23 protein-coding genes and 1 other RNA gene are annotated in these 24,490 nt (G+C 44.1%); 14 read left to right on the top strand and 10 right to left on the bottom strand.

All coding sequences use genetic code 11. From position 1 onward, the window contains the following. Positions 1–45 precede the first annotated feature (45 nt). The 3 genes from QZ135_RS13380 to QZ135_RS13370 all read right to left on the bottom strand — a co-directional run bounded on the left by QZ135_RS13380 (position 46) and on the right by QZ135_RS13370 (position 2,296). Complete coding sequence (locus QZ135_RS13380) at positions 46–1,023, bottom strand: dihydroorotate dehydrogenase-like protein (RefSeq protein WP_294610025.1); 978 nt, start codon at positions 1,021–1,023, stop codon at positions 46–48. A 25-nt stretch (positions 1,024–1,048) separates the two neighbouring features. Then, positions 1,049–1,717, bottom strand: coding sequence for a YggS family pyridoxal phosphate-dependent enzyme (locus tag QZ135_RS13375; RefSeq protein ID WP_294610022.1), 669 nt, complete (start codon positions 1,715–1,717; stop codon positions 1,049–1,051). 114 nt (positions 1,718–1,831) lie between these two features. Further along, positions 1,832–2,296, bottom strand: a complete 465-nt coding sequence (locus tag QZ135_RS13370; protein ID WP_294610020.1) for a DUF4494 domain-containing protein — start codon at positions 2,294–2,296, stop codon at positions 1,832–1,834. Between the two features lie 612 nt (positions 2,297–2,908). Between QZ135_RS13370 and QZ135_RS13365 the strand changes: the two genes are divergently transcribed. Continuing rightward, positions 2,909–3,499: a master DNA invertase Mpi family serine-type recombinase gene (locus QZ135_RS13365; protein ID WP_294610016.1), complete on the top strand. Its 591-nt coding sequence runs from the start codon at positions 2,909–2,911 to the stop codon at positions 3,497–3,499. A gap of 104 nt (positions 3,500–3,603) precedes the next feature. Here the strand turns inward: QZ135_RS13365 and QZ135_RS13360 are convergent, their stop codons facing one another. Further along, positions 3,604–4,191, bottom strand: coding sequence for an HdeD family acid-resistance protein (locus QZ135_RS13360; protein ID WP_294610013.1), 588 nt, complete (start codon positions 4,189–4,191; stop codon positions 3,604–3,606). A 118-nt stretch (positions 4,192–4,309) separates the two neighbouring features. Here QZ135_RS13360 and tpx point away from each other — a divergent pair, with 118 nt between their 5' ends. Together tpx and QZ135_RS13350 are read left to right on the top strand one after the other, a co-directional pair. Beyond that, positions 4,310–4,813 (top strand): thiol peroxidase, encoded by a 504-nt coding sequence (tpx, locus tag QZ135_RS13355; RefSeq protein ID WP_294610010.1) that lies wholly within the window; start codon positions 4,310–4,312, stop codon positions 4,811–4,813. A 166-nt stretch (positions 4,814–4,979) separates the two neighbouring features. Further along, complete coding sequence (locus tag QZ135_RS13350; RefSeq protein WP_294610007.1) at positions 4,980–5,888, top strand: DUF368 domain-containing protein; 909 nt, start codon at positions 4,980–4,982, stop codon at positions 5,886–5,888. A gap of 63 nt (positions 5,889–5,951) precedes the next feature. Here the strand turns inward: QZ135_RS13350 and QZ135_RS13345 are convergent, their stop codons facing one another. The 3 genes from QZ135_RS13345 to QZ135_RS13335 form a co-directional block, all read right to left on the bottom strand. Next, positions 5,952–7,376 carry a tetratricopeptide repeat protein gene (locus QZ135_RS13345; RefSeq protein WP_294610006.1) on the bottom strand — a complete coding sequence of 475 codons (1,425 nt, stop codon included), beginning with the start codon at positions 7,374–7,376 and terminating at the stop codon, positions 5,952–5,954. A 29-nt stretch (positions 7,377–7,405) separates the two neighbouring features. Further along, positions 7,406–9,145, bottom strand: coding sequence for a glutamine--tRNA ligase/YqeY domain fusion protein (locus tag QZ135_RS13340; RefSeq protein WP_294610003.1), 1,740 nt, complete (start codon positions 9,143–9,145; stop codon positions 7,406–7,408). Between the two features lie 62 nt (positions 9,146–9,207). Further along, positions 9,208–10,017 carry a PstS family phosphate ABC transporter substrate-binding protein gene (locus QZ135_RS13335; protein ID WP_294610000.1) on the bottom strand — a complete coding sequence of 270 codons (810 nt, stop codon included), beginning with the start codon at positions 10,015–10,017 and terminating at the stop codon, positions 9,208–9,210. Positions 10,018–10,279: 262 nt separating this feature from the next. Between QZ135_RS13335 and pstC the strand changes: the two genes are divergently transcribed. Genes pstC through phoU form a run of 4 tightly spaced genes read left to right on the top strand, consistent with a single transcriptional unit; the run spans position 10,280 to position 13,873 of the window. Further along, a complete protein-coding gene (pstC, locus tag QZ135_RS13330) occupies positions 10,280–11,464 on the top strand; it encodes a phosphate ABC transporter permease subunit PstC (RefSeq protein WP_294609997.1) in 1,185 nt (394 codons plus the stop codon). Positions 11,465–11,491: 27 nt separating this feature from the next. Next, a complete protein-coding gene (gene pstA, locus QZ135_RS13325; protein ID WP_294609994.1) occupies positions 11,492–12,352 on the top strand; it encodes a phosphate ABC transporter permease PstA in 861 nt (286 codons plus the stop codon). Between the two features lie 22 nt (positions 12,353–12,374). Next, positions 12,375–13,130 (top strand): phosphate ABC transporter ATP-binding protein PstB, encoded by a 756-nt coding sequence (pstB, locus tag QZ135_RS13320; protein WP_294609991.1) that lies wholly within the window; start codon positions 12,375–12,377, stop codon positions 13,128–13,130. A gap of 47 nt (positions 13,131–13,177) precedes the next feature. Next, positions 13,178–13,873, top strand: coding sequence for a phosphate signaling complex protein PhoU (phoU, locus tag QZ135_RS13315; RefSeq protein WP_294609988.1), 696 nt, complete (start codon positions 13,178–13,180; stop codon positions 13,871–13,873). Positions 13,874–14,196: 323 nt separating this feature from the next. Here phoU and QZ135_RS13310 read toward each other — a convergent pair whose 3' ends face one another. Beyond that, the gene (locus tag QZ135_RS13310) at positions 14,197–14,346 is read right to left on the bottom strand and encodes a hypothetical protein (protein ID WP_294609986.1); all 150 of its coding nucleotides are present in this window, start codon (positions 14,344–14,346) and stop codon (positions 14,197–14,199) included. Between the two features lie 46 nt (positions 14,347–14,392). On the opposite strand from QZ135_RS13310, the gene QZ135_RS13305 reads away from it, so the two are divergent. Together QZ135_RS13305 and QZ135_RS13300 are read left to right on the top strand one after the other, a co-directional pair. Next, positions 14,393–14,995: a riboflavin synthase gene (locus QZ135_RS13305; protein WP_294609983.1), complete on the top strand. Its 603-nt coding sequence runs from the start codon at positions 14,393–14,395 to the stop codon at positions 14,993–14,995. Between the two features lie 88 nt (positions 14,996–15,083). Next, positions 15,084–15,620, top strand: a complete 537-nt coding sequence (locus tag QZ135_RS13300; protein ID WP_294609980.1) for a nitroreductase family protein — start codon at positions 15,084–15,086, stop codon at positions 15,618–15,620. A gap of 93 nt (positions 15,621–15,713) precedes the next feature. Here the strand turns inward: QZ135_RS13300 and QZ135_RS13295 are convergent, their stop codons facing one another. Continuing rightward, positions 15,714–17,030, bottom strand: coding sequence for a YihY/virulence factor BrkB family protein (locus QZ135_RS13295; RefSeq protein ID WP_294609977.1), 1,317 nt, complete (start codon positions 17,028–17,030; stop codon positions 15,714–15,716). 96 nt (positions 17,031–17,126) lie between these two features. Next, positions 17,127–17,556: RNase P RNA component class A (gene rnpB, locus QZ135_RS13290), an RNA gene on the bottom strand. Between the two features lie 333 nt (positions 17,557–17,889). Here rnpB and QZ135_RS13285 point away from each other — a divergent pair. The 5 genes from QZ135_RS13285 to QZ135_RS13265 form a co-directional block, all read left to right on the top strand. Further along, positions 17,890–19,092, top strand: a complete 1,203-nt coding sequence (locus QZ135_RS13285) for an NlpC/P60 family protein (RefSeq protein ID WP_294609974.1) — start codon at positions 17,890–17,892, stop codon at positions 19,090–19,092. Positions 19,093–19,198: 106 nt separating this feature from the next. Further along, positions 19,199–20,365 (top strand): dipeptide epimerase, encoded by a 1,167-nt coding sequence (locus QZ135_RS13280; RefSeq protein ID WP_294609971.1) that lies wholly within the window; start codon positions 19,199–19,201, stop codon positions 20,363–20,365. A 25-nt stretch (positions 20,366–20,390) separates the two neighbouring features. Continuing rightward, complete coding sequence (locus QZ135_RS13275; RefSeq protein ID WP_294609968.1) at positions 20,391–21,725, top strand: transglutaminase domain-containing protein; 1,335 nt, start codon at positions 20,391–20,393, stop codon at positions 21,723–21,725. A 345-nt stretch (positions 21,726–22,070) separates the two neighbouring features. Further along, positions 22,071–23,633 (top strand): trypsin-like peptidase domain-containing protein, encoded by a 1,563-nt coding sequence (locus QZ135_RS13270; RefSeq protein WP_294609964.1) that lies wholly within the window; start codon positions 22,071–22,073, stop codon positions 23,631–23,633. A gap of 200 nt (positions 23,634–23,833) precedes the next feature. Next, the coding region (locus QZ135_RS13265; protein WP_294609959.1) for an RNA polymerase sigma factor RpoD/SigA at positions 23,834–24,490 on the top strand (657 nt) is incomplete at its 3' end.

Genomic DNA, 24,490 nt, shown 5'->3' with positions numbered 1-24,490 from the left:
TATGTTACGGGGCATTACTATAATGATATGTTGTGTAGTTCCTGCTTATTTCCTGCTGGAGAAATATTTCATGAACTGTGTGCGTTCGAAGGTATTTACACCGTTCAAATCGCTTACATTCAGCATTCCCTTGAATTGAGAGATTGTTTTCATGCCTTTACGGTCCATCCACAAATTCATGAAGCGGATGTATTCGCCTACAAGGGCATAACTGTTCTGATAGAATGCACTACAGATTTCTACAGCCGAGGCTCCTGCCAGGATTGTCTTTATGACGCTTTCGGGAGAATGTACACCACCCGATGCTGCATAATCCAACTTGTTCACAGCCGCAGAAGCAATGCCTATCCAGCGCAACGTTTTTACCAAATCAGCTTCTGAACTGAATACGTTTCCTGATATTTGCTTCATCTTTTCGATGTCGATGTCCGGCTGATAGAAACGATTGAACAATACAACTGCGGCAGCCCCGTTGGCATATAACTGATCTATCAATGCTATCGGATTAGTCAGGTTGTCTCCCAACTTCATGATGATAGGGATGTTTACTGTCTTTTTGATATGGCTGAGAATATCGATGTGACGTTGTTCAAAAGAACCGTAATTGTACTGTACATCGGTCTGAAGAGCCAGGATATTGATTTCTATTGCATCAGCTCCTGCGGCTTCCATTTGTTTGGCAAAGTCCACCCACTCGGCATCCTGATAGCAATTGATGCTGGCAATAACAGGAATGGGGCATACTTTTTTAGTCTCTTTTATTAGCTCCAGATATTCTGACAGTTTATGTTGGCGGATATATTCTACCAGGTAGTCACTGCCTTCGGGGTACATATTCGGATCTCCCAACCAGTCGGCCTCCAACATGATTTGTTCTTCAAAAAGAGATTTGAGAACAATGGCACCGACACCGGCTTCATAGAATTTCTGATTTTTTTCAGCACTGTCAGTTAAGCCAGAACTGCTGACGATAATCGGGTTTCTTAATTCCAACCCGGCAAAAGTAGTTTTTAATGTTGCCATGGTAATAATGTTTATTGAATGATCATTAATAAATTCTGTCTCCAAAAATCTTGCTTCCTACGCGTATCAGAGTACTCCCGGCAGCAATGGCCTGATGATAGTCGTGGGACATTCCCATTGACAATTCCCGGAAAGCCGGCGTATCGGCAAACCATGAGTCCTTCACTTCTTTGAAGAAGCTACTTAATGAACAAAATTCTTTCTCTATTTGTTCATTGTCATCCGTATTTGTTGCCATACCCATCAAACCACATAATTGTATGTTACTGAGACTTTTCCACTCTCCGGCTGTCAACATCTCCCGGCATTCGTCAAAGCTGAAGCCGAATTTGGTTTCTTCCTCTGCAATGTGAAGTTGCAACAAGCAGTTTACTACCTTTCCGGCTTTGGCTGCTTGTTTGTTAACCTCAGCCAAAAGCTTGTATGAGTCAATTCCGTGAATAAGAGATACATAGGGGACAATAAATTTTATTTTATTGGTTTGCAGATGTCCGATAAAGTGCCATTCGATGTCTTTAGGAAGACTTTCGTATTTGGCAGTCATTTCCTGCACCTTGCTTTCTCCGAACACTCGTTGTCCGGCGCGATAGGCTTCTTCTATCGCTTCATTGGGGTGGAATTTGGAAACTGCTACCAATCGTACCCCCACAGGCAACTCATTAAGCACCTGTTGAAGATTCTCTGCAATGTTCATAATTGGATAAATTGAGAATTGAGAATTGAAAATTAAAAAAAATCAAGTAGATAAGTGTACAGAGTATCTGTTCTTTCTCTATTTTTCAATTTTTAATTTTCAATTCTCAATTTATTAAACTTCAGGTTTGTCATTGGGTTCGGCGCTATACGGATATACATCCATAATCGCTGTTTCGCTGACTGATGCGATCTGATAATCGGCCATTGTGCCTTTCATGCCTTCGTCCAGTTTCTTAACGGCATCGCGCAGGTCGGCAGCCTGTACCAGTACCTGAGTGGATGTTTTCTTTTCAGCTCCGCTCTTCTCATCCAGAGTGATGAAAACCAGCTTGCACTTGAACCAACGGTCGGCAGCCTCTTCTTCACTGGGGAATAATTCGCTATAGTTGGCACGTTTGATATCCGATACTGTAAATTCTCCTGAGATAAACGGAGTCATTTCTTCTATGATACGCGCTTCCGCTTCTGTAAAACTGAGTGCATCTACCAGATAAGGTTCGGTTACTTTCTTGTTCATTCCGTTCTCCATCACTTTCTCGTAACGGATTTTGCACTCAAACCATGTATGCATTGCCATAATTTCTTTGTTTTTTTAATTATGAATTTATATTCTTGTTATAAAACTGACCACAAAGATAATGCAAACCAAGGGTAGAATGAAATGAATCTATTCATTTTTTTATGGGAAGAGCGGATTTGAAACCTTATAGAGACGGCGGTCGTTTCCTCTCATGACAACTCTGTTTACGCCAAGTGGAACTCTGTTTACATGCCGTGGTAAAAGCCGTTACATACCGAGGTAAAGAGCGTTACAATACGGGGTAAATGTCGTTACATCCTGCGGTAAATGCTTTTACATAATGACGTAAACAGTTGGTAAATGCAATGCTTTCATAATTAGCCAACTAACGTTTTTGTGAATTCAATATTAGGACTTGCAGGCAGTTGAAAAGGAAAAATTGTCTGTCACAGAAAAGAAAGAAGATTTTTCTTGTTTCTTTTTATAACCAGCTTCTGATATGGAAATATGTATTCCTACATAATTTGCTTTGCCATCCTCGAAATAAGTGATGTAAAATAAAAGGGGTAAAGTGAGTGAACTTGCTGTATTTCATTGCTTAATGATGCTGTGATTTTTCGTTGTTATTGCTGTTCTTTGGCGCCGTTAAACCTATTAAAAAATCAAATTATGGTAGTAGCTTATTTAAGAGTAAGTACAGAAAAACAGTTTCTGGCAAATCAACGTGAGGAAATTCTGCGCTTTGCAGAGAAGAATGAGTTAATGATTGACAAGTGGTACACTGAGACGGTGAGCGGCAGTGTGAGTAGTAAAGAGAGAAAGTTGTCGGGGTTGTTGAACCGGATGCAAAAGGGGGATACGCTGATTGTGACGGAGATTTCAAGATTGAGCCGTACGATGCTGGAAATCATGACGATTTTGAATTCATGTATCAAGAAGAATGTTGTTTTGTACAGCACCAAAGAAGGGTATGTGTTTCAAAACGACATAAACAGCAAGGTCTTGGGGTTTGCCTTCGGATTAATGGCAGAAATAGAACGTAACCTGATTTCCATGCGAACCAAAGAAGCATTGGCAAGACGAAAAAAAGAAGGTGTCAAGTTGGGCCGTAAAAAGGGAACCTGCCCTGCTATGAGAGTGCTCCGTGAAAATAAAAGACAATTGAAAAGAGATTCCCAGCGAGGGGTTTCTTGTTCGGAGCTGGCTCGTCAGATGGGAGTATCTCGTACTACTATGTCCCGCTTCCTGAACACTCACTAATGAGAAAACGAGTTGACAGGTTCCTGTTTCCGGGTACTGTAGTCAACTCGTTTCTCCGGGTTGCAGAATGTTGATTATTCTACACTGATATTTCTTTTCCTTACTTATTCACTCTTTTCTTTCATTTCCTTTCTCCGTTTGTGCAAGTTCTTCAATTCGAATGACAACATGATGCGGAAGAATCCGATAATCAGGAACGCGAACGAAATCATGTACACAACATAGATGGCGCCTATGGCTGGTTGCCACAGGATAATGAGCGAACAAATCACAGCCAGTATGCCGAGGGCGATATACCATCCCCAGTCTCTTGTGCCATATCTTTTCAAATCCATGGCATAACCGATAGAAGAGAAACCACGGAACATCAGCCAGAACGCGATGATGAAAGGTATGACTTCCATACTTAGCAATGGGTAGGCTATCAGATAGAAACCGAATATCATATCGATGATACCTCCCGCCAGATACCAACCCCAACTGGATACATTCTTACGGTTGCTCACGGCAAAGGAAATCTCCAGCAAACCACTGAACAACATGGATATGCTGAACAGGACACTTAAAACTGCGTAACCGCTGAGTGGGGAGAACATCAGGCTTATGGCAACTATAACATAGAGTATACCGAGTAAGAGAGACATCCACCAGTTTTTTACTTCGCATTGAAGTTCGTCAAATAAAGTTTTCATGCAATTATAATTTTTATTGGTTTTTGTTTGGTAGACTAACAATTTGCAGCAGAAAAAGTTTTGGAGCGAACTTTTCTAACAGTTTGTTTGTTGTATAAACATATAAAACAAGAAAATTATGGCTACAACAAAATTTAAAGGACAGCCGGTCAAGATTATCGGCGAGTTTATAAAAGCAGGGACAGTTGCTCCCGATTTTGAGTTAGTAAAGACTGACCTTTCTTCTTTCTTTTTGAAAGACATGAAAGGAAAGAATGTGATATTGAATATCTTCCCGAGTCTGGATACCAGCGTGTGTGCAACGTCTGTGCGCAAGTTCAATAAATTGGCTGCGAGCCTGCCCGATACCGTGGTATTGGCGATTTCCAAAGACTTGCCTTTTGCCCATGCGCGTTTTTGTACAACGGAGGGTATTGAAAACGTGATTCCTTTGTCTGATTTCCGCTTCTCGGATTTCGATGAAAGTTATGGTGTGCGTATGGCAGACGGACCGTTGGGCGGTTTACTGGCACGTGCTGTGGTTGTTATCGGTAAAGATGGGAAAGTGATGTATACCGAGTTGGTGCCCGAAATCACTCAGGAGCCGGATTATGACAAAGCAATAGAAGCAGTGAAGAAATAGTAATCTCAGATTTTTTGATAATCAATAAAAAAAGATGGTGTACAAAGGTCGCGAGACTATTGTACACCATCTTTTTTCATTGATTTATGGTGAGTAACTGACTTTTTTTGTTTTACTTTGTGCCGTGAAAATCAAGTATTAATAGGTTAAACAGTCAAAGAAAAAGATGGAACGAGGTTTAAAAGACTACGCCCTACTCATGCTAAAAGGTGTGGGCATGGGAGCAGCCGATGTGGTTCCCGGAGTGTCGGGGGGGACAATTGCTTTTATTGTGGGAATTTATGATGAACTGATAGATTCAATAAAAAGCATTAACGGGAACAGTTTGAAGTTGTTTTTTACAGGAAAATGGGTAGCATTCTGGAAAGCTATTAACGGTAATTTCTTGATTTCCCTTCTGCTGGGAATCGGTATCAGTGTATTTTCGCTGGCTAAGGTTATCACATGGTTGCTCACGGATCATCCGATCATGGTTTGGGCATTTTTCTTCGGGTTGGTACTGGCTTCCACATGGTTTGTGGGAAAAGATATAAAGGAGTGGAATAAGAAAACGATTCCCGCCTTTATCATAGGAGCGGCGGTGGCCTATTACATTACGGTGGCAACTCCTGCTGAGACTCCTTCCAATTTATTCTTCATCTTTCTTTGTGGTGCAATTGCTATTTGCGCTATGATTCTGCCAGGTATATCGGGGAGTTTCATTCTGGTGCTATTGGGCAAATACTTCTTTATCATGGAAGCTGTCAAGACACTTAATATAACCGTTTTACTGGTGTTTTTTGTAGGTGCTTTTATCGGAATAACTTCCTTCTCGCGTGTTCTTTCGTATGCATTGAAGAATTTCCGTAATATTACGTTGGCGGTATTGACAGGTTTCATGCTGGGTTCGTTAAACAAAGTGTGGCCCTGGAAGGAAACGCTTGAGACTTTTACGGATAGTCATGGAGTGGTGAAGCCGTTGGTTGAAGCTAACATCCTGCCTAATCAGCATATCATTGAAGCTATAGTGTTGATGATAGTAGGTTTCTTCCTGGTATATTTTCTGGAAAAGCTTTCTACGCGTAGTGCAAAATAAGGATATTCTGAAAATATAGAAAAAGTAAAGGGTAAAGAAATCATTTCTTTACCCTTTACTTTTTTATTGCAATGCTTTTATGATACCTTGCATATAGATTGCCAATTCTTCCCGGTCTTCGCTCTCCATAAGCGCCTGCATCCTTTTCAACTCTTTCAAATCGAACGGATGGACGCATTTTTGATTGTATTTTATGAAGTTTTCTTTATCATGCAGAGTCATGTAGAGCAGAGTTAACTTTTCATTGATACCGTCAAAGTCAGGTTCCATCTCGCAGACATGTTCAAAGGCCACTTTGGCATAATCCAGATAACCAATTTCCATACTATGCATGCCTATCTCATTCCAAGTGTCAGCATAAGGCGCACAATTCAAAGCTTTCGCCCATTGCCTTATTCCTTTATCATAATTTCCTTCTTCAACGTAGATTCGTCCTTCAATCAAGTACGACTCCGGATCCTTAGGCTCCAGTTTTTGAGCTTTCTTGCAATACTGATGCGCTTTACGTTTCTTCCCCATTTTGGAAAGGCAAAGTCCTGCGTTGGCGTATAAGTTGGGCAGGGCAGGCGAAGGAGTTTCTTCCGCCTCATTCTCCAGAATTGCTTTTTCCAGGTTCTCATAGCCTTCTTTCCATTCACCTTTGGATACTTTGCATAAGCCGATGAAACTGTAGATAAATTCGGTGTTGAGCCCATGTAATTGTTGAGCTTTCTGGTAATGTTCCAGTGCTGCATCTTCATTGCCCAATTGATAGAAACAATGTCCTTTCATTATATAGGCATCCGTAAATTCATCATCACCTACCAATGCATAGTCGCAGGCATCAATGGCTTGGTCGAACTTTTGCTCTTCAAAATGGCATCTTGCTAAACCGAACCAGTAAGGAGCTGAATATGGATTTTGGTCTATCAGTTTGTTATACAAAGGAGCAGCTTCTTCCGTCATACCTTTACTATAATAACAGTCGGCTACTACGGCAATATAGGCTTCTTCATCAGCATACTCTTCCTTTATCGGTTCCAGCCATTCCAAAGCTTTGTCCGAATATCCCATATCGAGGAACATATAAGATACATCAATTGCGTTCGCCAGATCTTTTTTATCCTCAATCGTGTCGAGTAATTGCTCGGCATCGTCCAGCTTCCCTTCGCTCAACAGCAAGTGGGCACGCACCACCTTAGCTTCCGGTGAATAAGTATCAGGAAGATTCTCGATGATTTCGCGTGCTTTGGCTCTTTTACCGCTATCCAGATGCAGGTATGCATATTCAATCATCAATGCAGTGCTGTCGGGATGCAGCTTTAATCCATATTCTGCTATCTCAAGAGCCTTATCATAATTCTTTTTTGTACCGTACCAGTCGGCAAGATCGGCCAAGTCGTCTGCGTCCTGATAAAACGGTTTATTCTCAGACATTGCCATTTCGTATTGTTCGGCAAGTTCTTGCAATTCTTTATCTCTGCCGGACAGCAGGTTCTTATTACTCATTTAATAGTCTACTCCTTATAATCCTTACTTTATTTGTTAATCTTACCCCAGGTATCTTTCAGTCCCACAGTGCGGTTGAATACCATCTTCTCCGGTGTGGAATCCGGGTCTACATTAAAGTAACCGATGCGCTGGAACTGCAAGTAAGTAAGCGGTTTCATGCCGGCGGCATACTTCTCGATGTAGCAATGAGGCAATATATTCAGTGAGTCCGGGTTGATGATATCTTTCATCGCTTCCAGAGCATCGCAATTCTTTGCTTCACGAATGGCAGCGAGTTCGTCGCGTGGATTCTCCACTTTCCACAGGCGGTCGTAAAGGCGTACTTCAGCTTCGAGGCAATGGCCACAGCTTACCCAGTGAAGCGTACCTTTTACTTTGCGGTTTGCTTCGGGCATGCCACTCTTGGTATTTGCGTCATATTCGCAATATACTTCCACCACTTCTCCGGCTTCGTTCTTCTTGCATCCGGTGCACTTCACAATGTAAGCGTTCTTCAGGCGCACCTCTTGTCCCGGAGTCATACGGAAATATTTCTTCGGCGCATCTTCCATGAAGTCTTCACGCTCCATCCACAACTCGCGGCTGAATTCGATGAAATGGCTGCCTTCTTCCGGCTTCTCCGGATTATTTATGGCTTCCAGTTCTTCCACCTGTCCTTCGGGATAGTTGGTAATCACCAGTTTCACCGGATTTATTACGGCTGATATGCGGGTAGCACGTGTATTGAGGTCTTCGCGTAGGGCGCTTTCCAGCAAGGCGAACTCATTGAGTGCATCGTATGTCGTATATCCGATTTTATCAATAAACTTATGGATAGACTCAGGAGAGTATCCGCGACGGCGGAAACCGCAAATTGTCGGCATACGGGGATCATCCCATCCGTTCACCAGATTCTCTTTCACCAGAATCAGCAGGTTACGCTTGCTCATCAGCGTATAGCTGAGATTAAGCTTGTTGAACTCGTACTGATGCGGGCGGTTATCATCTAAATCCTGACCTTCCTTCACCCAGTCTACAAAAAGATCGTAGAGCGGACGGTGGGGAACGAACTCAAGCGTACAGAGAGAGTGGGTCACACCTTCAAAGTAGTCGCTCTGTCCGTGTGCGAAGTCATACATCGGGTAGGCTTTCCAGGTCGTACCTGTACGGTGATGCGGATGGTTCACTACACGATAGATGATAGGATCGCGGAAATGCATGTTCGGGTTCGCCATGTCAATTTTGGCACGGAGCACCATAGCGCCTTCTGCAATTTCGCCTGTATTCATTTTCTTGAACAGGTCGAGGTTTTCCGCTATCGGGCGGTTGCGATAGGGACTTTCCACACCCGGCTGGGTAGGAGTACCTTTCTGCTGTGCTATTTGTTCGGAAGTCTGTTCGTCAATATATGCTTTACCTTCTTCGATGAGGCGGATGGCGAAATCCCATAATTGCTGGAAGTAATCGGATGCGTAGTATTCATTACCCCACTGGTAACCCAGCCATTGGATATCTTCCTTGATAGCCTCTACGTATTCCACATCTTCTTTGGTCGGATTGGTATCGTCGAACCGCAGATTGCAGATGCCATTATGGTCGGCTGCAATGCCAAAATCAAGGCAAATGGCCTTGGCATGTCCGATGTGGAGGTATCCGTTGGGTTCCGGCGGGAAACGTGTTTGCACTTTGCCACCGTTCTTACCCTCTTTCAAATCTTTCTCAACAATTTGTTCTATGAAGTTGAGGCTCTTTTTTTCACCTACTTCTTCGCTTTTAATATCTGCCATAGTGGTATGTATATATTCTAAAAAATCAAGCTACAAAAGTAAGACATTTTTTTCGTTTATCCTTATTTCACCGGAATATATCCACTCTTTTTAATGATTTCCTGACCGGCGGGTGAAAGTATGAAATTGACGAGGGGAGCTACTTGTTCGGAGTTTTCCTTATTATAATAATAGTATAAAGGGCGCACAATAGGATAGCTCTTGTCTGTGGCACTCTCCATTGTGGGCGGTGCGTAGTGCTTTCCGTCGTAAGAAACGGAAATTGATTTAACGCGAGGGGACAGGTAGGCCAGACCTACGTAACCTATCGCTCCACGTGTCTGGCTGACAGATTGGATGATAGCACCCGTGGCAGGCATAGAGAGGCTGCTGCTCATGTAATTTTTATTCTTGAGTACGCTTTCTTTAAAAAACTCATAAGTGCCCGAAGACGTTTCGCGGGAATATACCACGATTTTGCGGTCGTCTCCGCCCACTTGCTTCCAGTTCGTAATTTTTCCCCGGAAGATGTCTTCCAGTTGCTGGCGTGTCAGTTGTTTTACGGGATTGGAGGGGTGCACCACAACGGCGAGGGCGTCGTGGCCTACGATTACTTCTTCCACTTCCTTGCCTGCGGACTTCACTTTCATCTTTTCGCTGAATTTGATGGGACGTGATGCCATGGCGATGTCCGTTGTACCGTCCAGCAAGGCTGAAATACCTACGCCGGTGCCTCCGCCCGTCACGGTGACACGGGCTTCGGGGGTGAGTGCCATGAATCTTTCGGCAGTCTGTTGCGCTATGGGCAATACGGTGTCACTGCCTTTGATGCGTTGCGCCTGTGCTCCGGTTGTGGCCAACGCCAGGAGTAGGATGATGCTTATTGTTTTCATTATAATCAAAAAAGGTTTTTATTATATTCAAAATAGATTTTTATTATAATCAAAAAAATGGCTGATACTATAACCAAACAGATACTCTTCTTGTTTATCATTTGCAAAGAAAGCGATTGTATATTACAATTTTATTGCAGGAGTGCTGTTTCCGGGTGTTGTAACACATTTGTAATATGTTTGAAACATTTCTTTCAAACGTTAGTCACACCCTCTTAACATGCTCCCCGTTTCTTTGCATACAGAATTTCAACAGGCATTTATGAAGAAGCTTTTTGAGAAAATAGTGGAAGGGGTGTTGGCTTGTAGCGGGTTTGTAACAAGCATCACCATTGTGCTCATTATCTTGTTTCTCTTTTCCGAGGCGTTGGGACTATTCAACAGCCGGGTGATTGAAGAAGGATATGTGCTGGCACTGAATAAAGATAATAAGGTGAGTGAGCTGACACCGGCTCAGATAAAGAATGTTTTCGACGAAGAGATAACGAACTGGAATGAGGTCGGAGGGCAGGATATGCCTATCCGGCTTTTCCGTTTGGAAGATATCACCGAGTATTATACGGAGGAAGAACTGGGGGCTGCCTACGAACACGCCGGAGCAAAGATAACGGAGTTGGTGGAACGTACGCCGGGCATCATTGCCTTTGTGCCGCAACAGTTCATTATCCGGCAAGACTCCGTGCACTTGCTGCGCGACAATACTATCTCGGTGAAAGATGTCTTTGCCGGGGCGGAATGGTTTCCTACAGCTACGCCTGCCGCGCAATTTGGTTTTCTTCCGTTGATAACGGGTACATTGTGGGTGAGTCTGTTTGCCATTCTGATAGCTCTTCCGTTCGGTCTTTCAGTGGCTATCTACATGTCCGAAGTGGCAAATCCGAAGATACGCAATCTGTTGAAACCGATCATTGAATTATTGAGCGGTATCCCGTCGGTGGTTTATGGCTTCTTCGGACTGATAGTGATTGTGCCACTCATACAGAAAGTGTTTAATTTGCCTGTGGGTGAAAGCGGGTTGGCAGGAAGCATCGTGCTGGCTATAATGGCATTGCCCACCATCATCACCGTAACAGAAGATGCCATGCGCAATTGTCCCCGTGCCATGCGTGAAGCCAGCCTGGCGTTGGGAGCATCGCAGTGGCAGACCATATATAAGGTGGTGATACCATATTCCGTATCGGGCATCACTTCCGGTGTAGTGCTGGGCATCGGGCGTGCCATCGGTGAAACGATGGCAGTGCTGATGGTGACAGGTAATGCGGCAGTCATACCGCATACTATTCTGGAACCTTTGCGCACTATTCCCGCCACGATTGCAGCAGAATTGGGAGAAGCACCTGCCGGAGGAGCGCATTATGAAGCCTTGTTCTTGCTGGGGGTAGTGTTGTTCTTTATTAGTTTGCTGATAAACTTCACGGTAGAAGCTGTATCAGCCCGGAAAAGGTAGTGTTTCGTAGAGAAAGGGAAAATAAGTATGATAGACAAGAAACATCTTTCGCAAAGCATTGCATTCGGAACGTTCCGTTTGCTGAGCCTGACGGTGGTGGGGATACTCTTCGCCATCCTCGGCTTCATTATATATAAAGGTATAGGAGCCATCAGTTGGGAGTTCCTTACTACCGCTCCGACGGACGGCATGACGGCGGGTGGCATTATGCCTGCCATAGTCGGTACGTTCTATCTGATGGTAGGCAGTGCCTTGTTTGCCTTCCCGGTGGGAGTGATGAGTGGTATTTATATGAACGAATATGCCCCGAAAGGTTGGATTGTACGCCTCATCCGTATGATGACGAACAACCTGAGCGGCATACCCTCCATTGTTTTCGGTCTTTTCGGTATGGCGTTGTTTGTCAATTATATGGGTTTTGGAGATAGCATCCTTGCCGGTTCGCTTACGTTAGGATTACTTTGCGTACCTTTGGTCATTCGCACCACGGAAGAGGCACTGAAAGCTATTCCCGATACTTTGCGTGAGGGGAGCCGGGCTTTGGGAGCCACCAAGTTGCAAACCATCTGGCACGTCGTCCTGCCGATGGCAATGCCTAATGTGATAACCGGACTGATTCTTGCTTTGGGGCGCGTTTCGGGTGAGACTGCGCCGATTCTGTTTACTTGTGCCGCATATTTCCTTCCGCAGTTGCCCACAAGTATACTCGACCAGTGTATGGCGTTGCCCTATCATTTATATGTGATTTCCACCAGTGGTACGGATATGGAATCCCAGCTTCCGTTGGCTTATGGCACCGCTTTGGTCTTAATAGTAATCATCCTCTTGGTGAATCTGGTGGCGAATGCCCTGCGGAAGTATTTCGAGAAAAAAGTAAAGATGAACTAACAGGAATAAAACAGTAAACGAAATGATAGGTAAAATAGAAGCAAACAATGTCAATTTCTGGTATGGAGACTTTCATGCTTTGAAGGGCATCAGCATGTCGATAGAAGAACGTTCGGTAGTGGCTTTTATCGGTCCTTCGGGATGTGGTAAGTCCACTTTCCTGAGATTATTCAACCGTATGAACGACCTTATCCCCCATACCCGCCTGACCGGTGAAATCCATATCGACGGAAAAGATATCTACGGAAAGGATATCCAAGTAGATGAACTCCGCAAGAAGGTGGGTATGGTGTTCCAGCGCCCTAATCCTTTTCCGAAAAGCATCTTCGAGAATGTGGCTTATGGGCTTCGGGTGAATGGCGTGACGGATAATAACTTTATCCGCCAGCGTGTAGAAGAATCCCTGAGGGGTGCCGCCTTGTGGGATGAAGTAAAGGACAAACTCAAAGTCTCTGCTTACGCCCTTTCCGGCGGACAACAGCAACGGCTTTGCATTGCCCGCGCTATGGCTGTGTCTCCTTCCGTGTTGCTGATGGATGAACCGGCTTCTGCACTCGATCCTATTTCTACTGCCAAAGTGGAAGAGCTTATCCACGAACTGAAGGAACAGTACACCATAGTCATCGTCACACACAATATGCAGCAGGCTGCCCGCGTTAGTGATAAGACGGCTTTTTTCTATCTGGGGCAAATGGTAGAGTTTGACGATACAAAGAAGATATTCACGAACCCCGATAAAGTGGAGACGCAAAACTATATCACGGGACGTTTCGGGTAATGAAGCATTTTTGAAATATAATACAAGTAACTTAAAATAAAAACATTATGGTAAAGTTTATCGAATCGGAACTCGTCTTGCTGAAAAAAGAGATAGACGAAATGTGGACCTTGGTATATAATCAGCTTGACAGGGCAGGGGAGTCCGTCCTTACTTTCGACCGCGAGTTAGCACAACGAGTGTTGGTGCGTGAGCGTCGTGTGAATGCCCTTGAACTGAAAATTGATAGTGATGTGGAAGACATCATTGCCTTATACAACCCTGTAGCCATCGACTTGCGTTTTGTGCTGGCTATGCTGAAGATTAATACCAATCTGGAACGTCTCGGTGACTTTGCCGAAGGCATAGCCCGTTTTGTATTGAACTGCAAAGAGCCGGTTCTCGACCCGGAACTTCTGAAACGATTACGCCTGGAAGAGATGCAGGCACAAATGCTTTCCATGTTGGAGCTTGCCAAGAAAGCCCTTCAAGAGGAGAGCCAGGATTTAGCCACCTCAGTCTTTGCTAAAGACAACCTGTTGGATGAGATTAATGCCGAAGCCACTACCATTCTGGCAGAGTATATCAGCAAACATCCTGACAGCACCCTTCCTTGCCTGAACCTTGTGAGTGTTTTCCGTAAGTTGGAACGTTCGGGAGACCACATCACCAATATAGCCGAGGAAATCGTTTTCTTTATCGACGCCAAAGTGTTAAAACATAGTGGAAAAACCGACGAACAATATCCTTTCAACAAGAAATAAGCTCTTTTTAAGGTAAAATTTAGTGTTTGTTGGAAAAATGATATATATTTGTCCATTGAAAACGATTGCGGATGTAGGAAGGCTATATAAATGATAATAAAACCAAAGAAATTTCAAAAAGATGTTATAAGACATGTTTTTTAATTTGGTAAGTATCCCTAAAAGCCGCTATATTTGCACCGTTATCCTGAAAACAATCTTTTTACCTTAAAAAAAAACTAATACCTATTGAAAACTGAAAAATGGGGCTTTGTGAAAAGCTCCATTTTTTTATGCACCTATATGGTATGAACAGCTTGAATAGGGGGTAAAAAATCCCCCACTCACTTACCATTATCTTCACAGACGATTCGTAAGTGGGGTGAGGAATACAAACACCCCTTCCACTTATTCGGATTCGGAGAATTCATAGGTTCTTCTCCTTTTTCTTTAAACTGCATGGAATATAACGCCCCTTTTCGTATCTTTGCCATGAAGTAGGTTTTTAGAAATAGTAAGTTGTTTAATAATAATAGAATTATGTTTTCTGGAATAGTAGAAGAATGCGCCACCCTTGTGGCATTGGTAAAAGAACAAGAGAACGTGCATTTCACGTTCAAGTGCTCATTTGTAAATGAATTGAAAATAGACCAGAGCGTATCTCATAACGGTGTATGCCTCACGGTAGTCAGTATGACGGATGATTCCTATACGGTTACGGCCATGAAGGAAACATTAGAGCGTTCCAACCTCGGACTTCTGAAAGTGGGAGACAAGGTGAATGTAGAGCGCAGCATGATGATGAACGGTCGCCTTGACGGGCACATCGTACAGGGACATGTGGACCAGACAGCTACCTGTGTCAGTGTGGAAGACGCTGAAGGAAGCTACTACTTCACCTTCCAGTATGCTTTCGACAAAGAAATGGCAAAGCGTGGATATATCACTGTAGATAAAGGTTCTGTAACAGTAAACGGCGTCAGCCTGACTGTATGCAACCCGTCAGACAATACTTTCCAGGTAGCTATCATACCTTACACTTTTGAGTACACTAACTTCCACGATATCAAAGTAGGTAGTGTCGTGAATCTTGAGTTTGATATTATCGGTAAGTATATCAGCCGGATGTTACAGTTTAAATAACAACTTACCACAGCCTGCATAGATAATTCTGTTTTTTTCGAATCTGTGTTTGTTTGTGTAATCTGTGGTAAATCAAAATTATAATCAAATGGATTTTCTGCAATTAGTCGCCTCCCGTCAGAGTGACCGTGCTTATGATATGACGCGTCCCGTTGAACCTGAGAAGTTGGAACGGATATTGGAAGCTGCTCGTCTGGCGCCTTCTGCCTGCAATGCACAACCGTGGAAGTTTGTCGTAATCAACGACCCGGAACTTTCTGTCAAAGTAGGTAAGGCCACTGCGGGACTGGGCATGAATAAATTTGCCAAGGATGCTCCTGTTCATATTCTGGTTGTGGAGGAATCAATGAACATCACTTCATTTCTGGGTACAAAGATTAAGGATAAATATTTTCCGTTAGTAGATATCGGCATTGCCACCGCCCATATCACTCTGGCCGCCGAAAGCGAAGGATTGGGTTCATGTATCCTCGGTTGGTTTGATGAAAAGGAAATAAAGAAGTTGGCCGGCATCCCGTCTTCCAAGCGTTTACTATTAGTCATTACCATCGGCTACTCTGTGAAAGAGAAAAGGAAAAAAGCCAGGAAACCGAAAGAAAAGGTGGTTTCCTATAACAAATACTGAATAAATTGAAAATTGAGAATTAAAAATTGAAAAATAGCTGCGCAATCATGCTGCATAGCATTTTTCAATTTTTAATTCTCAATTTTCAATTTATCAAAGGTCTTTCAGCAACACATGGCTTGCACTCCTGTAGTACTCTTCCCGTGCTTTCGTCAGCACGTTCCATTGCTCGCTGAATTCTTTATCCTTATCGATTTTGAAATCTTCCGAACCATGTGTATCCAGCCTGTCCAGTAGGAGGGCGACGTTCATCTTATTGATATCCATGGAGGGCTGATAGCCTATGTCGTCATTGTCTTCATCCACAACCTCATGCAGCAGGTTGATCTCCTGTAGTTCGTACAAAGTCTGGTGTGTCAGACGGATAGGTATCTGGCATTCTTCGGATATTTCTTCGGCTGTATATGGTTTAGTGTCTTCTTCAAATCTCTTGGCGATGAGGGACATGATGAGGATGGAAACAAAATCCCGAAATCTCCGGCTAATGTTCTTTGTATCTTTGTCGAAACTGAAATTTCGTATGTTCTGTCCTGCATACGTCAGTTCTGCACCGAACAAGCAGATTGTCCATGAGATTTGCAGCCATAGCAAGAACAGAGGAAGGGCGGCGAAGCTACCATAAATGGCATTGTAGCGTGATACCCACAACTGACCGCTGATATACAAGAACTGGAATGCCTGATGAGCCGTTCCTGCAAGGACGCCCGAAATGAGTGCATGCTTGAACTTTACTTTTGTATTCGGCATATAGATATACAGCCCTGTGAACATGAACCATGTCAGCGCAAAAGGGATAAGACGGATAAGGAATTTCAAGATAGGAGCAAGTAGTACGAAGTCCTCAATGTATTTCAACGTCGTACTCATGAAGATGGAAAGACCACCCGAAATCACAATCAGGATAGGCATCAGCAGAAACATGGAGAAGTAGTCTGTGATTTTGCGGTACATGCTTCGAGCCTTTTTCACTTGCCAGATGCGGTTGAAGGTGATTTCGATGTTGCTGATCAGATTGATAACCGTCCATAACAACATAATCAGACCCACCCCGATGAATATACCGCTCTTGGTTTCGGAAAGATAGGAGTCTACGAACTGGAGGATGATTTCTGTCGTTTGATTATGTCCTCCGAATCCCATTCTCACCTGATTCTCCATCAGATTGGAGAAACCGAAACCACGTGCTATGGCGAACAGGATGGCAAGTATAGGTACTATGGCAAGCAGGGTACTGTAGGTCAGTGCGGAAGCTTTGTTTACCAGCCTGTCCTTAGTGAAGCGGTTGATGCACAGGTAGATGGTTTTGATTATATTGTAGAGGGAGAAAGTTGTCTTAGTGACTTCATCCTCCGTAATACGCCAAATGTCGTATGTCAGAAACTTCCAGAGAGCAGTAATACGTTTGTTCATACTAAATTGAGAATTGAGAATTGAAAATTGAAAAATAGCTATAAGGATAACAGCACTTTTATTTCTTGGTTTTCAATTTTCAATTTTTAATTAAAAAAAAGCAGTCAGTCTGTAAGCCGGGTTCTGTATCTTCTTAAATCGAATATTGAAGATTAACAAACATCCTGCGGATATTTTTTAATTTTCAATTTTTAATTCTCAATTTATGAAGTGTCTGTCATTTATCTGAGCCGTATGTCACCATACAAGCTTTAGCGGTCTACCCTCCGACATGGAGCGAGCAGCTCTCATAACGCCGGTTTACATGACCTTACAACTCCCAAGACGCACAGCTCTTGTGTCGCCACAAGACTGGTAGGCTCTTACCCCACCTTCTCACCCTTACCGACATCCGGAAGACGTCGGCGGTTGTTTTCTTCTACGTTACTCTACCCTCGCGGACAGCTTTCTGTTAGGAAGTGGGATGCTCTGTGTTGCCCGGACTTTCCTCGTGCGCCGAAGCGCAAGCGACAGACCGACCAACTGCTTTTGTCCTGCAAAGATAGTGTAAACTGAGGGGACAATGAAATGATTCATTCATTTTTTGTGCGAGTTATGATTCTTTTCACCACACTCGCTCCATATCTGCTCCATATCTGCTCCGTACCAAGTCCGTATCTACTCCGTGCCATCTCCGTATCATCTCCGTATCCTATGACACGGACTTTCTACGGAGCAGGTACGGAGTAGATACGGACTTGGTACGGAGTAGACAGGCTTCATTCTAAAACTAATTCTTAATATTCTTGAAAAAGTATATTCAAAATAGAAATTATTTCTAACTTTGCTACACTTAATAACCCCCAAATTATTTTAGCTAATGAAGAAACTTATTCCTATCGTGTCCCTGTTCTTTTTTACTTCTCTTTGCTCGGTGGCTTCGGAAGTCGGAGACAGGGCTATTCCTGCCGATGTAACGCAATTGTCTGACAGTTTGAAACGTCAGTATGCACCGGATAAACGGGTGGCACTCTTTGACGTCGACTATTCCTTTTCCGGTAAAAATGTGATGTTGCGTGGTGTGACTACCTCGGCTGCAGCAAAGGCTGCATTGCTGGACGGATTGTTGAAAGCAAATTATAAAGTGATGGATTGCCTGCAAGTGTTGCCGGATGAGGCTGTCTTGGAGGGAAAAACTTACGGCATTATAAACGTATCGGTATCCAACCTTCGGGTAGACCCGGATTTCTCGTCAGAGATGATGACGCAGGGATTGATGGGGATGCCTGTCCGTGTGTTGCAGCGTGACGGCTGGTATCGTATCCAGACGCCGGATAATTACATTGCATGGGTGCACCGCGTAGGCGTTCATCCGGTGACGAAAGAAGAACTTCATGCTTGGAACGCCGCAGAAAAAATAGTGGTGACATCTCATTACGGCTTTGTTTACTCCGAGCCGAATCAGTCTTCACAGACCATTTCAGATGTCACCGCAGGTAATCGCCTGAAATGGGAGGGGACGAAAGGTGCTTTTTATAAAGTGACTTATCCTGACGGGAGAACCGGATATATCTCTAAATCCATCTCCATGCCGGAGAAGAAGTGGCGTGCTGCTTTGAAGCAGGATGCTGCCAGCATCATCCACACCGCGCATACATTGATGGGTATTCCGTATCTTTGGGCAGGGACTTCCTCCAAGGGAGTGGATTGTAGTGGTTTCATGCGTACCATTCTCTTCATGCATGACATTATTATTCCCCGCGATGCTTCGCAGCAAGCATATGTAGGCGAGCACATTGATATTGCTCCTGATTTCAGTAACCTGCAACCCGGCGATTTGATATTCTTTGGTCGTAAAGCTACGGCGGACCGCAAAGAACGGGTGGTGCATGTGGGAATGTATATCGGCAACAAACGTTTCATTCACTCGCAAGGTGATGTGCATGTCAGCAGTTTTGATGCTGCCGACGAGCTTTTCGATGAATACAACCTCGGACGTTTGCTGTTTGCTACACGCGTGTTGCCTTATATAAATAAGGAGGCACCTCTTAACACTACGGCTACCAATCCTTATTATGAATAATACAGTTACGAGCTACAAGCTACAGGCTACAAGTGCTTTGCAGCGTGGATAGCATTGCTACTCGTAGCTTGTAGCTTCGTAGCTCGTAGCTTAAAAAACAAATATTATGCAAAACAGAAGAGATTTCCTGAAAACAGCCGCCTTTGCCGCACTGGGTTCCGGTATGGTAATTAATAATGTGTTTGCAGGGGAAAGTACCCCGGCACCGTTCAATATCAATAAAAGTGGCGCGAATGCCCGGATGAAATTGCGCTTCTTTCCCTATGAGTTGAAGTTGCGCCATGTATTTACCGTAGCTACCTATTCACGCACCACCACTCCTGATGTGCAGGTGGAGATTGAATATGACGGTATTACCGGTTATGGAGAGGCTTCCATGCCGCCTTATCTGCAGAAAGAGTTGGGGACAATGGAAAGTGTAATGGCTTTCCTGAAGAAAGTGCAGGATGTCATCGGTCAGTTTCCAGACCCCTTCCAGTTGGAAGACATACTGGCGTATGTAGATAAACTCTCACCGGGAGATGCTGCGGCTAAAGCGGCTGTCGACATAGCTTTGCACGACCTTGTAGGCAAATTGCTGCAAGCTCCATGGTACAGGATATGGGGACTGGATAAGGAGAAGGCTCCTTCCACTACTTTCACCATTGGTATAGACACTCCGGACGTGGTGCGTGAAAAGACAAGAGAATGTGCCGAGCAGTTCAATATCCTCAAAGTGAAACTGGGCCGCGATAATGACAAGGAGATGATTGAAACCATTCGTTCTGTAACTGCCCTTCCCATTGCTGTGGATGCTAACCAGGGCTGGACGGATAAACATTATGCTCTCGACATGATAAATTGGCTGAAAGAAAAAGATATTGTTATGATTGAACAGCCAATGCCCAAAAAACAATTGGATGACATTGCCTGGGTGACGCAGCAAAGTCCGTTGCCCATCTTTGCCGACGAGTCGTTGCAGCGCCTGAGTGATGTGGCTGGTTTGAAAGGTGCATTCCATGGCATCAATATCAAATTGATGAAGTGCACCGGTATGCGCGAAGGCTGGAAGATGGTGACACTGGCACGTGCGCTGGGTATGAAAGTGATGGTGGGGTGTATGACGGAAACATCTTGTGCCTGTTCTGCGGCTGCCCAATTCTCTCCGGCGGTTGATTTTGCCGACTTAGATGGCAACCTGCTCATTGCTAACGACCGTTTTAAAGGAATGGAAGTGGTGAAGGGTAAGATTACGTTGCCTGATTTGCCGGGTATCGGAGTTGTGAAACTTTAAAAGAAGTATCTAAAATATTCTTATTATGAAAAAAGTATTGTATGCTGCCGCCTTGTTCTTCCTGTTTGCCGCTTGCACCCCAAAGCCGGACACCAAGCCCTACACTTGGGAAGACGACCTGCATCAACGCCTCCTTACTGATTTCTCTCGTTCGGAAGCTGAAGTGAAAGACTATATCCGCAAGTACATCCCCGACGTGACCGATGAACAAATGCGTCAGTGGGAAGCCTCCAAAGCATTGGAGTGCATGACCCTGGATGGCGAGAAGCGCTATTTCCGTAATGCCGCTCCTAATCTGTTCCGTGTTGATTCTGCCTGCTATAAAATAAAAGCAGCTAAGGATGGTGTCTCCTTTAGTGGGAGCGAAAAAGTGAATATGGAGCATCTGCCCGAGGTCATTGCAAGCGTAAAGAAGGAAGGCACCTCTATTGTTACCCCCAAACGGATGCGCGTCACTTACACCCTCACGGTAGACAGTAATGCTGTTCCTGCAGGAGAACTTATCCGTTGCTGGCTTCCTTATCCACGTCAGGACCAGCCACGTCAGCAGGATGTGAAGTTTATCTCTGCCAGTGAACCTGACTATATCTTTTCTCCGGAAGAATGCCTCCACAGCACTCTTTATATGGAGAAGCGTGCCGTAAAAGATGAGCCGACTGTATTTTCCGAGAGTTTCGAGTATACTTCCAACGCCGAATGGCACAATCTGAAACCGGAAGACATCCAACCATATGACACGGCTTCCTCTATATATAAAGAATATACCGCCGAACGTGAGAAACATATCATCTTCTCATCGCGTATGCGCGAACTTGCTGCCAAATTGACAGCAGGTGAAACCAATCCGTTGCTGAAAGCCAAACGCATCTTTCGTTGGGTAAACGATAATTTCCCTTGGGCTTCGGTACGCGAGTATTCCACTATAGAGAATATCCCTGAATACGTATTGGATAATCATAAGGGAGATTGCGGCCAGGTTAGCCTGCTGTTCATCACTCTTTGCCGCATCAGTGGCATCCCTGCCCATTTTCAGAGCGGTTTTATGATGCATCCCAAAGCATGGAACCTGCACGACTGGGCGGAAATCTACTTTGAAGGCATCGGTTGGGTGCCTGTAGACCAGTCATTTGGTGTTCCTACCTTTGCCCGCAATGCGGACGAAGAATATTTCTTTCTGGGCGGCATCGACTCCTGGCGCATGATTGTGAACAGCGACTATGGCATGCCATTAGTCCCCGAAAAGAAGTATCCCCGCAGTGAAACCGTAGATTTCCAGCGTGGCGAAGTGGAATGGGAGGGAGGTAACCTGTATTTTCCGCAATGGGATTATCATATGGATATAGAATATCTTGATAATTAAGTAAATACCTGCCTCATAAAAACAGATGGTCTGTTGAGGGTAAACAGATGGTGCGTTTGGGTTAAACAGACCATCCGTTTGTCCCTAACAGACCATCTGTTTTATACAGATAGACGGTCTATTTCTTTTTAACGTCTATCTGCCTTATTTTCACGTCAGTAAACGTGCATAAATGTAAAATTGTCAGCCCCTGCCGTTAACCGCTGTTAAGCCCCAAAAGTTCACTGTTAAAAGAGAACAAAAAAGAGTGACAAGCGGAATAACTGAACGATTTTTGTCGTTATTTTAACGTCGAAATGTTAAACGAAACTTGAATATTAACAATTAAAACAATAGAAGATTAATATGAAACAGACAACAAAAAACATTCTTGGGGTTGCAGCTATCGTACTTCTCAGTTCAGGAGTAGCAGGTTTAACCACCTATAAGATGCTGCAAAATAAAGTTCCTGCCAATAGTACCAGTGCGTTCAGTGAAATGTTTGAGCAAAATCCTGATGTACGTTTGGCCGCTTATAATGCTGTTGATGCACAACCGGTAGACTTGACGCAAGCAGCAGAAAGTTCAGTTCATGCTGTAGTACATATCCGTTCTACTCAAGCTTCCAAAGTTCAGGAAGTGGAGGTGAGAGATCCGTTCTCTGATTTCTTCGGTGAATTCTTTGGTGGTCGGGGCGGTACGCAGAGACGCCAGATGCAGACTCCTGAGCGCACTGGTTTCGGTTCCGGTGTCCTGATCTCTAAAGATGGATATATCGTAACGAACAATCACGTAATTGCCGGCGCGGATGAAATCAGTGTTACGTTGAATGACAACCGCCAGTTCAAAGGACGCATCATCGGTACGGATGAGAACACCGACTTAGCTCTGATTAAAATAGAAGGTGATGATTTCCCGACTATTCCGGTGGGTGACTCTGATGCACTGAAAGTGGGCGAATGGGTGCTTGCAGTAGGTAACCCTTTCAATCTGACTTCTACCGTAACTGCAGGTATTGTCAGTGCCAAAGCTCGTTCTTTAGGTATGGCTAAAGAAAGTATTGAATCGTATATTCAGACTGATGCTGCCATCAACCAGGGTAATAGTGGCGGTGCATTGGTAAATGCACGTGGCGAGTTGATTGGTATTAATGCCGCTCTTTTCTCTCCGACAGGATCGAACACCGGTTATGGATTTGCTATCCCTACCAGTATCATGAAGAAAGTGGTTTCTGACTTGAAGCAATTCGGTGCTGTGCAACGTGTGAAACTGGGTGTTGCTGTAACTCCTCTTGTTGAAGAACCTGGTGATACTCAGCGAGTAGTGGATGAGAAAGGCAAGAAATTGAGTGAAATGAAGAAAGAAGCTCGTGAGAAATCCGGTGCGGTTGATGGACTTTTGGTTGGCGAAATCGTTGAAGGTAGTTCAGCAGCAGGTGCTGATATTAAGGTGGATGATGTTCTTATTGGTATAGACGACAAGCCTATTCATAAGTTTGCTGATTTGCAGGAAGCTTTGGCAAAACATCGTCCGGGTGATAAAGTGAAGGTGAAACTGATACGTGATAAGAAAGAAAAGACTGTAGAAGTTACGTTGAAGAATGAACAAGGTACTACGAAGGTAGTGAAGAATGCCGATATGGATATTCTTGGTGCAGCTTTCCGTCCTATACCCGATGAATTGAAGAAACAGCTTAATCTGAGCTATGGACTCGAAGTTACAGGCGTTAGCAATGGTAAGATGGCAGAAGGTGGTGTTCGCAAAGGCTTCATCATTCTGAAAGTGAACAATGTGCCGATGAAGACTGTGGAAGATTTGGAGAAGGTGATGAAAGAAGCTAGCAAGACTCAGGAACAAGTACTGTTCATCACAGGTGTATTCCCTTCCGGAAAACGTGGTAGCTATGCAGTAAGTGTTGCTCAGGAATAAAAAAACGAATGATAAAGGATAATTTAAGGTAAGAAGATTGTAATATTAGCTAACAAAGAAGAAAATGGGTGTCGGCAACTAACTTGTCGGCACTCTTTTTTGTTTATATAGTATAGTGAATAAGATAAAAAAGTTAAGGCAAGTTAGCTTGTAACTAAATAAAATGTCGTAACTTTGCAACCCAAATCTGTTTTAGAAGAATGAGACAACTTAAGATTACAAAAAGTATCACTAACAGAGAGAGCGCTTCTCTTGACAAGTATCTGCAGGAAATCGGTCGCGAAGACCTCATAACTGTCGAAGAGGAAGTAGAGCTCGCTCAACGCATCCGTAAGGGTGACCGTATCGCGCTGGAGAAGTTGACACGTGCCAATCTGCGTTTCGTTGTATCTGTAGCCAAGCAGTACCAGAACCAAGGTTTGAGTTTGCCCGACTTGATTAACGAGGGTAATTTAGGACTGATCAAGGCTGCCGAAAAGTTCGATGAAACACGTGGTTTCAAGTTCATCAGTTATGCCGTATGGTGGATACGTCAGTCCATTTTGCAGGCTTTGGCAGAACAGTCGCGCATTGTGCGTCTTCCGTTGAACCAGGTAGGCTCGCTGAATAAAATCAGCAAAGCATTCTCCAAGTTCGAACAGGAAAACGAACGTCGTCCGTCTCCCGAAGAATTGGCAGATGAACTGGAAATCCCTGTTGACAAAATCTCTGATACGTTGAAGGTATCCGGACGCCACATTTCGGTGGACGCACCTTTCGTAGAAGGAGAAGACAACAGCTTGCTGGATGTGTTGGTAAACGACGATTCGCCTATGGCGGACCGCTCTCTGGTTAATGAGTCTCTTGCGAGGGAAATT

The organism is uncultured Bacteroides sp., from assembly GCF_905207245.1.
In the GTDB taxonomy this organism is placed as follows: domain Bacteria; phylum Bacteroidota; class Bacteroidia; order Bacteroidales; family Bacteroidaceae; genus Bacteroides.
Note: the sequence above shows the minus strand (reverse complement) of the source record. Positions and strands in the feature narration are given on the sequence as shown.

Bases quoted from the DNA above. Each gene is read 5' to 3' on its own strand.
- QZ135_RS13380 (WP_294610025.1), bottom strand. From the start codon at position 1,023: ATGGCAACATTAAAAACTACTTTTGCCGGGTTGGAATTAAGAAACCCG.
- QZ135_RS13375 (WP_294610022.1), bottom strand. From the start codon at position 1,717: ATGAACATTGCAGAGAATCTTCAACAGGTGCTTAATGAGTTGCCTGTG.
- QZ135_RS13370 (WP_294610020.1), bottom strand. From the start codon at position 2,296: ATGGCAATGCATACATGGTTTGAGTGCAAAATCCGTTACGAGAAAGTG.
- QZ135_RS13365 (WP_294610016.1), top strand. From the start codon at position 2,909: ATGGTAGTAGCTTATTTAAGAGTAAGTACAGAAAAACAGTTTCTGGCA.
- QZ135_RS13360 (WP_294610013.1), bottom strand. From the start codon at position 4,191: ATGAAAACTTTATTTGACGAACTTCAATGCGAAGTAAAAAACTGGTGG.
- tpx (WP_294610010.1), top strand. From the start codon at position 4,310: ATGGCTACAACAAAATTTAAAGGACAGCCGGTCAAGATTATCGGCGAG.
- QZ135_RS13350 (WP_294610007.1), top strand. From the start codon at position 4,980: ATGGAACGAGGTTTAAAAGACTACGCCCTACTCATGCTAAAAGGTGTG.
- QZ135_RS13345 (WP_294610006.1), bottom strand. From the start codon at position 7,376: ATGAGTAATAAGAACCTGCTGTCCGGCAGAGATAAAGAATTGCAAGAA.
- QZ135_RS13340 (WP_294610003.1), bottom strand. From the start codon at position 9,145: ATGGCAGATATTAAAAGCGAAGAAGTAGGTGAAAAAAAGAGCCTCAAC.
- QZ135_RS13335 (WP_294610000.1), bottom strand. From the start codon at position 10,017: ATGAAAACAATAAGCATCATCCTACTCCTGGCGTTGGCCACAACCGGA.
- pstC (WP_294609997.1), top strand. From the start codon at position 10,280: ATGAAGAAGCTTTTTGAGAAAATAGTGGAAGGGGTGTTGGCTTGTAGC.
- pstA (WP_294609994.1), top strand. From the start codon at position 11,492: ATGATAGACAAGAAACATCTTTCGCAAAGCATTGCATTCGGAACGTTC.
- pstB (WP_294609991.1), top strand. From the start codon at position 12,375: ATGATAGGTAAAATAGAAGCAAACAATGTCAATTTCTGGTATGGAGAC.
- phoU (WP_294609988.1), top strand. From the start codon at position 13,178: ATGGTAAAGTTTATCGAATCGGAACTCGTCTTGCTGAAAAAAGAGATA.
- QZ135_RS13310 (WP_294609986.1), bottom strand. From the start codon at position 14,346: ATGGCAAAGATACGAAAAGGGGCGTTATATTCCATGCAGTTTAAAGAA.
- QZ135_RS13305 (WP_294609983.1), top strand. From the start codon at position 14,393: ATGTTTTCTGGAATAGTAGAAGAATGCGCCACCCTTGTGGCATTGGTA.
- QZ135_RS13300 (WP_294609980.1), top strand. From the start codon at position 15,084: ATGGATTTTCTGCAATTAGTCGCCTCCCGTCAGAGTGACCGTGCTTAT.
- QZ135_RS13295 (WP_294609977.1), bottom strand. From the start codon at position 17,030: ATGAACAAACGTATTACTGCTCTCTGGAAGTTTCTGACATACGACATT.
- QZ135_RS13285 (WP_294609974.1), top strand. From the start codon at position 17,890: ATGAAGAAACTTATTCCTATCGTGTCCCTGTTCTTTTTTACTTCTCTT.
- QZ135_RS13280 (WP_294609971.1), top strand. From the start codon at position 19,199: ATGCAAAACAGAAGAGATTTCCTGAAAACAGCCGCCTTTGCCGCACTG.
- QZ135_RS13275 (WP_294609968.1), top strand. From the start codon at position 20,391: ATGAAAAAAGTATTGTATGCTGCCGCCTTGTTCTTCCTGTTTGCCGCT.
- QZ135_RS13270 (WP_294609964.1), top strand. From the start codon at position 22,071: ATGAAACAGACAACAAAAAACATTCTTGGGGTTGCAGCTATCGTACTT.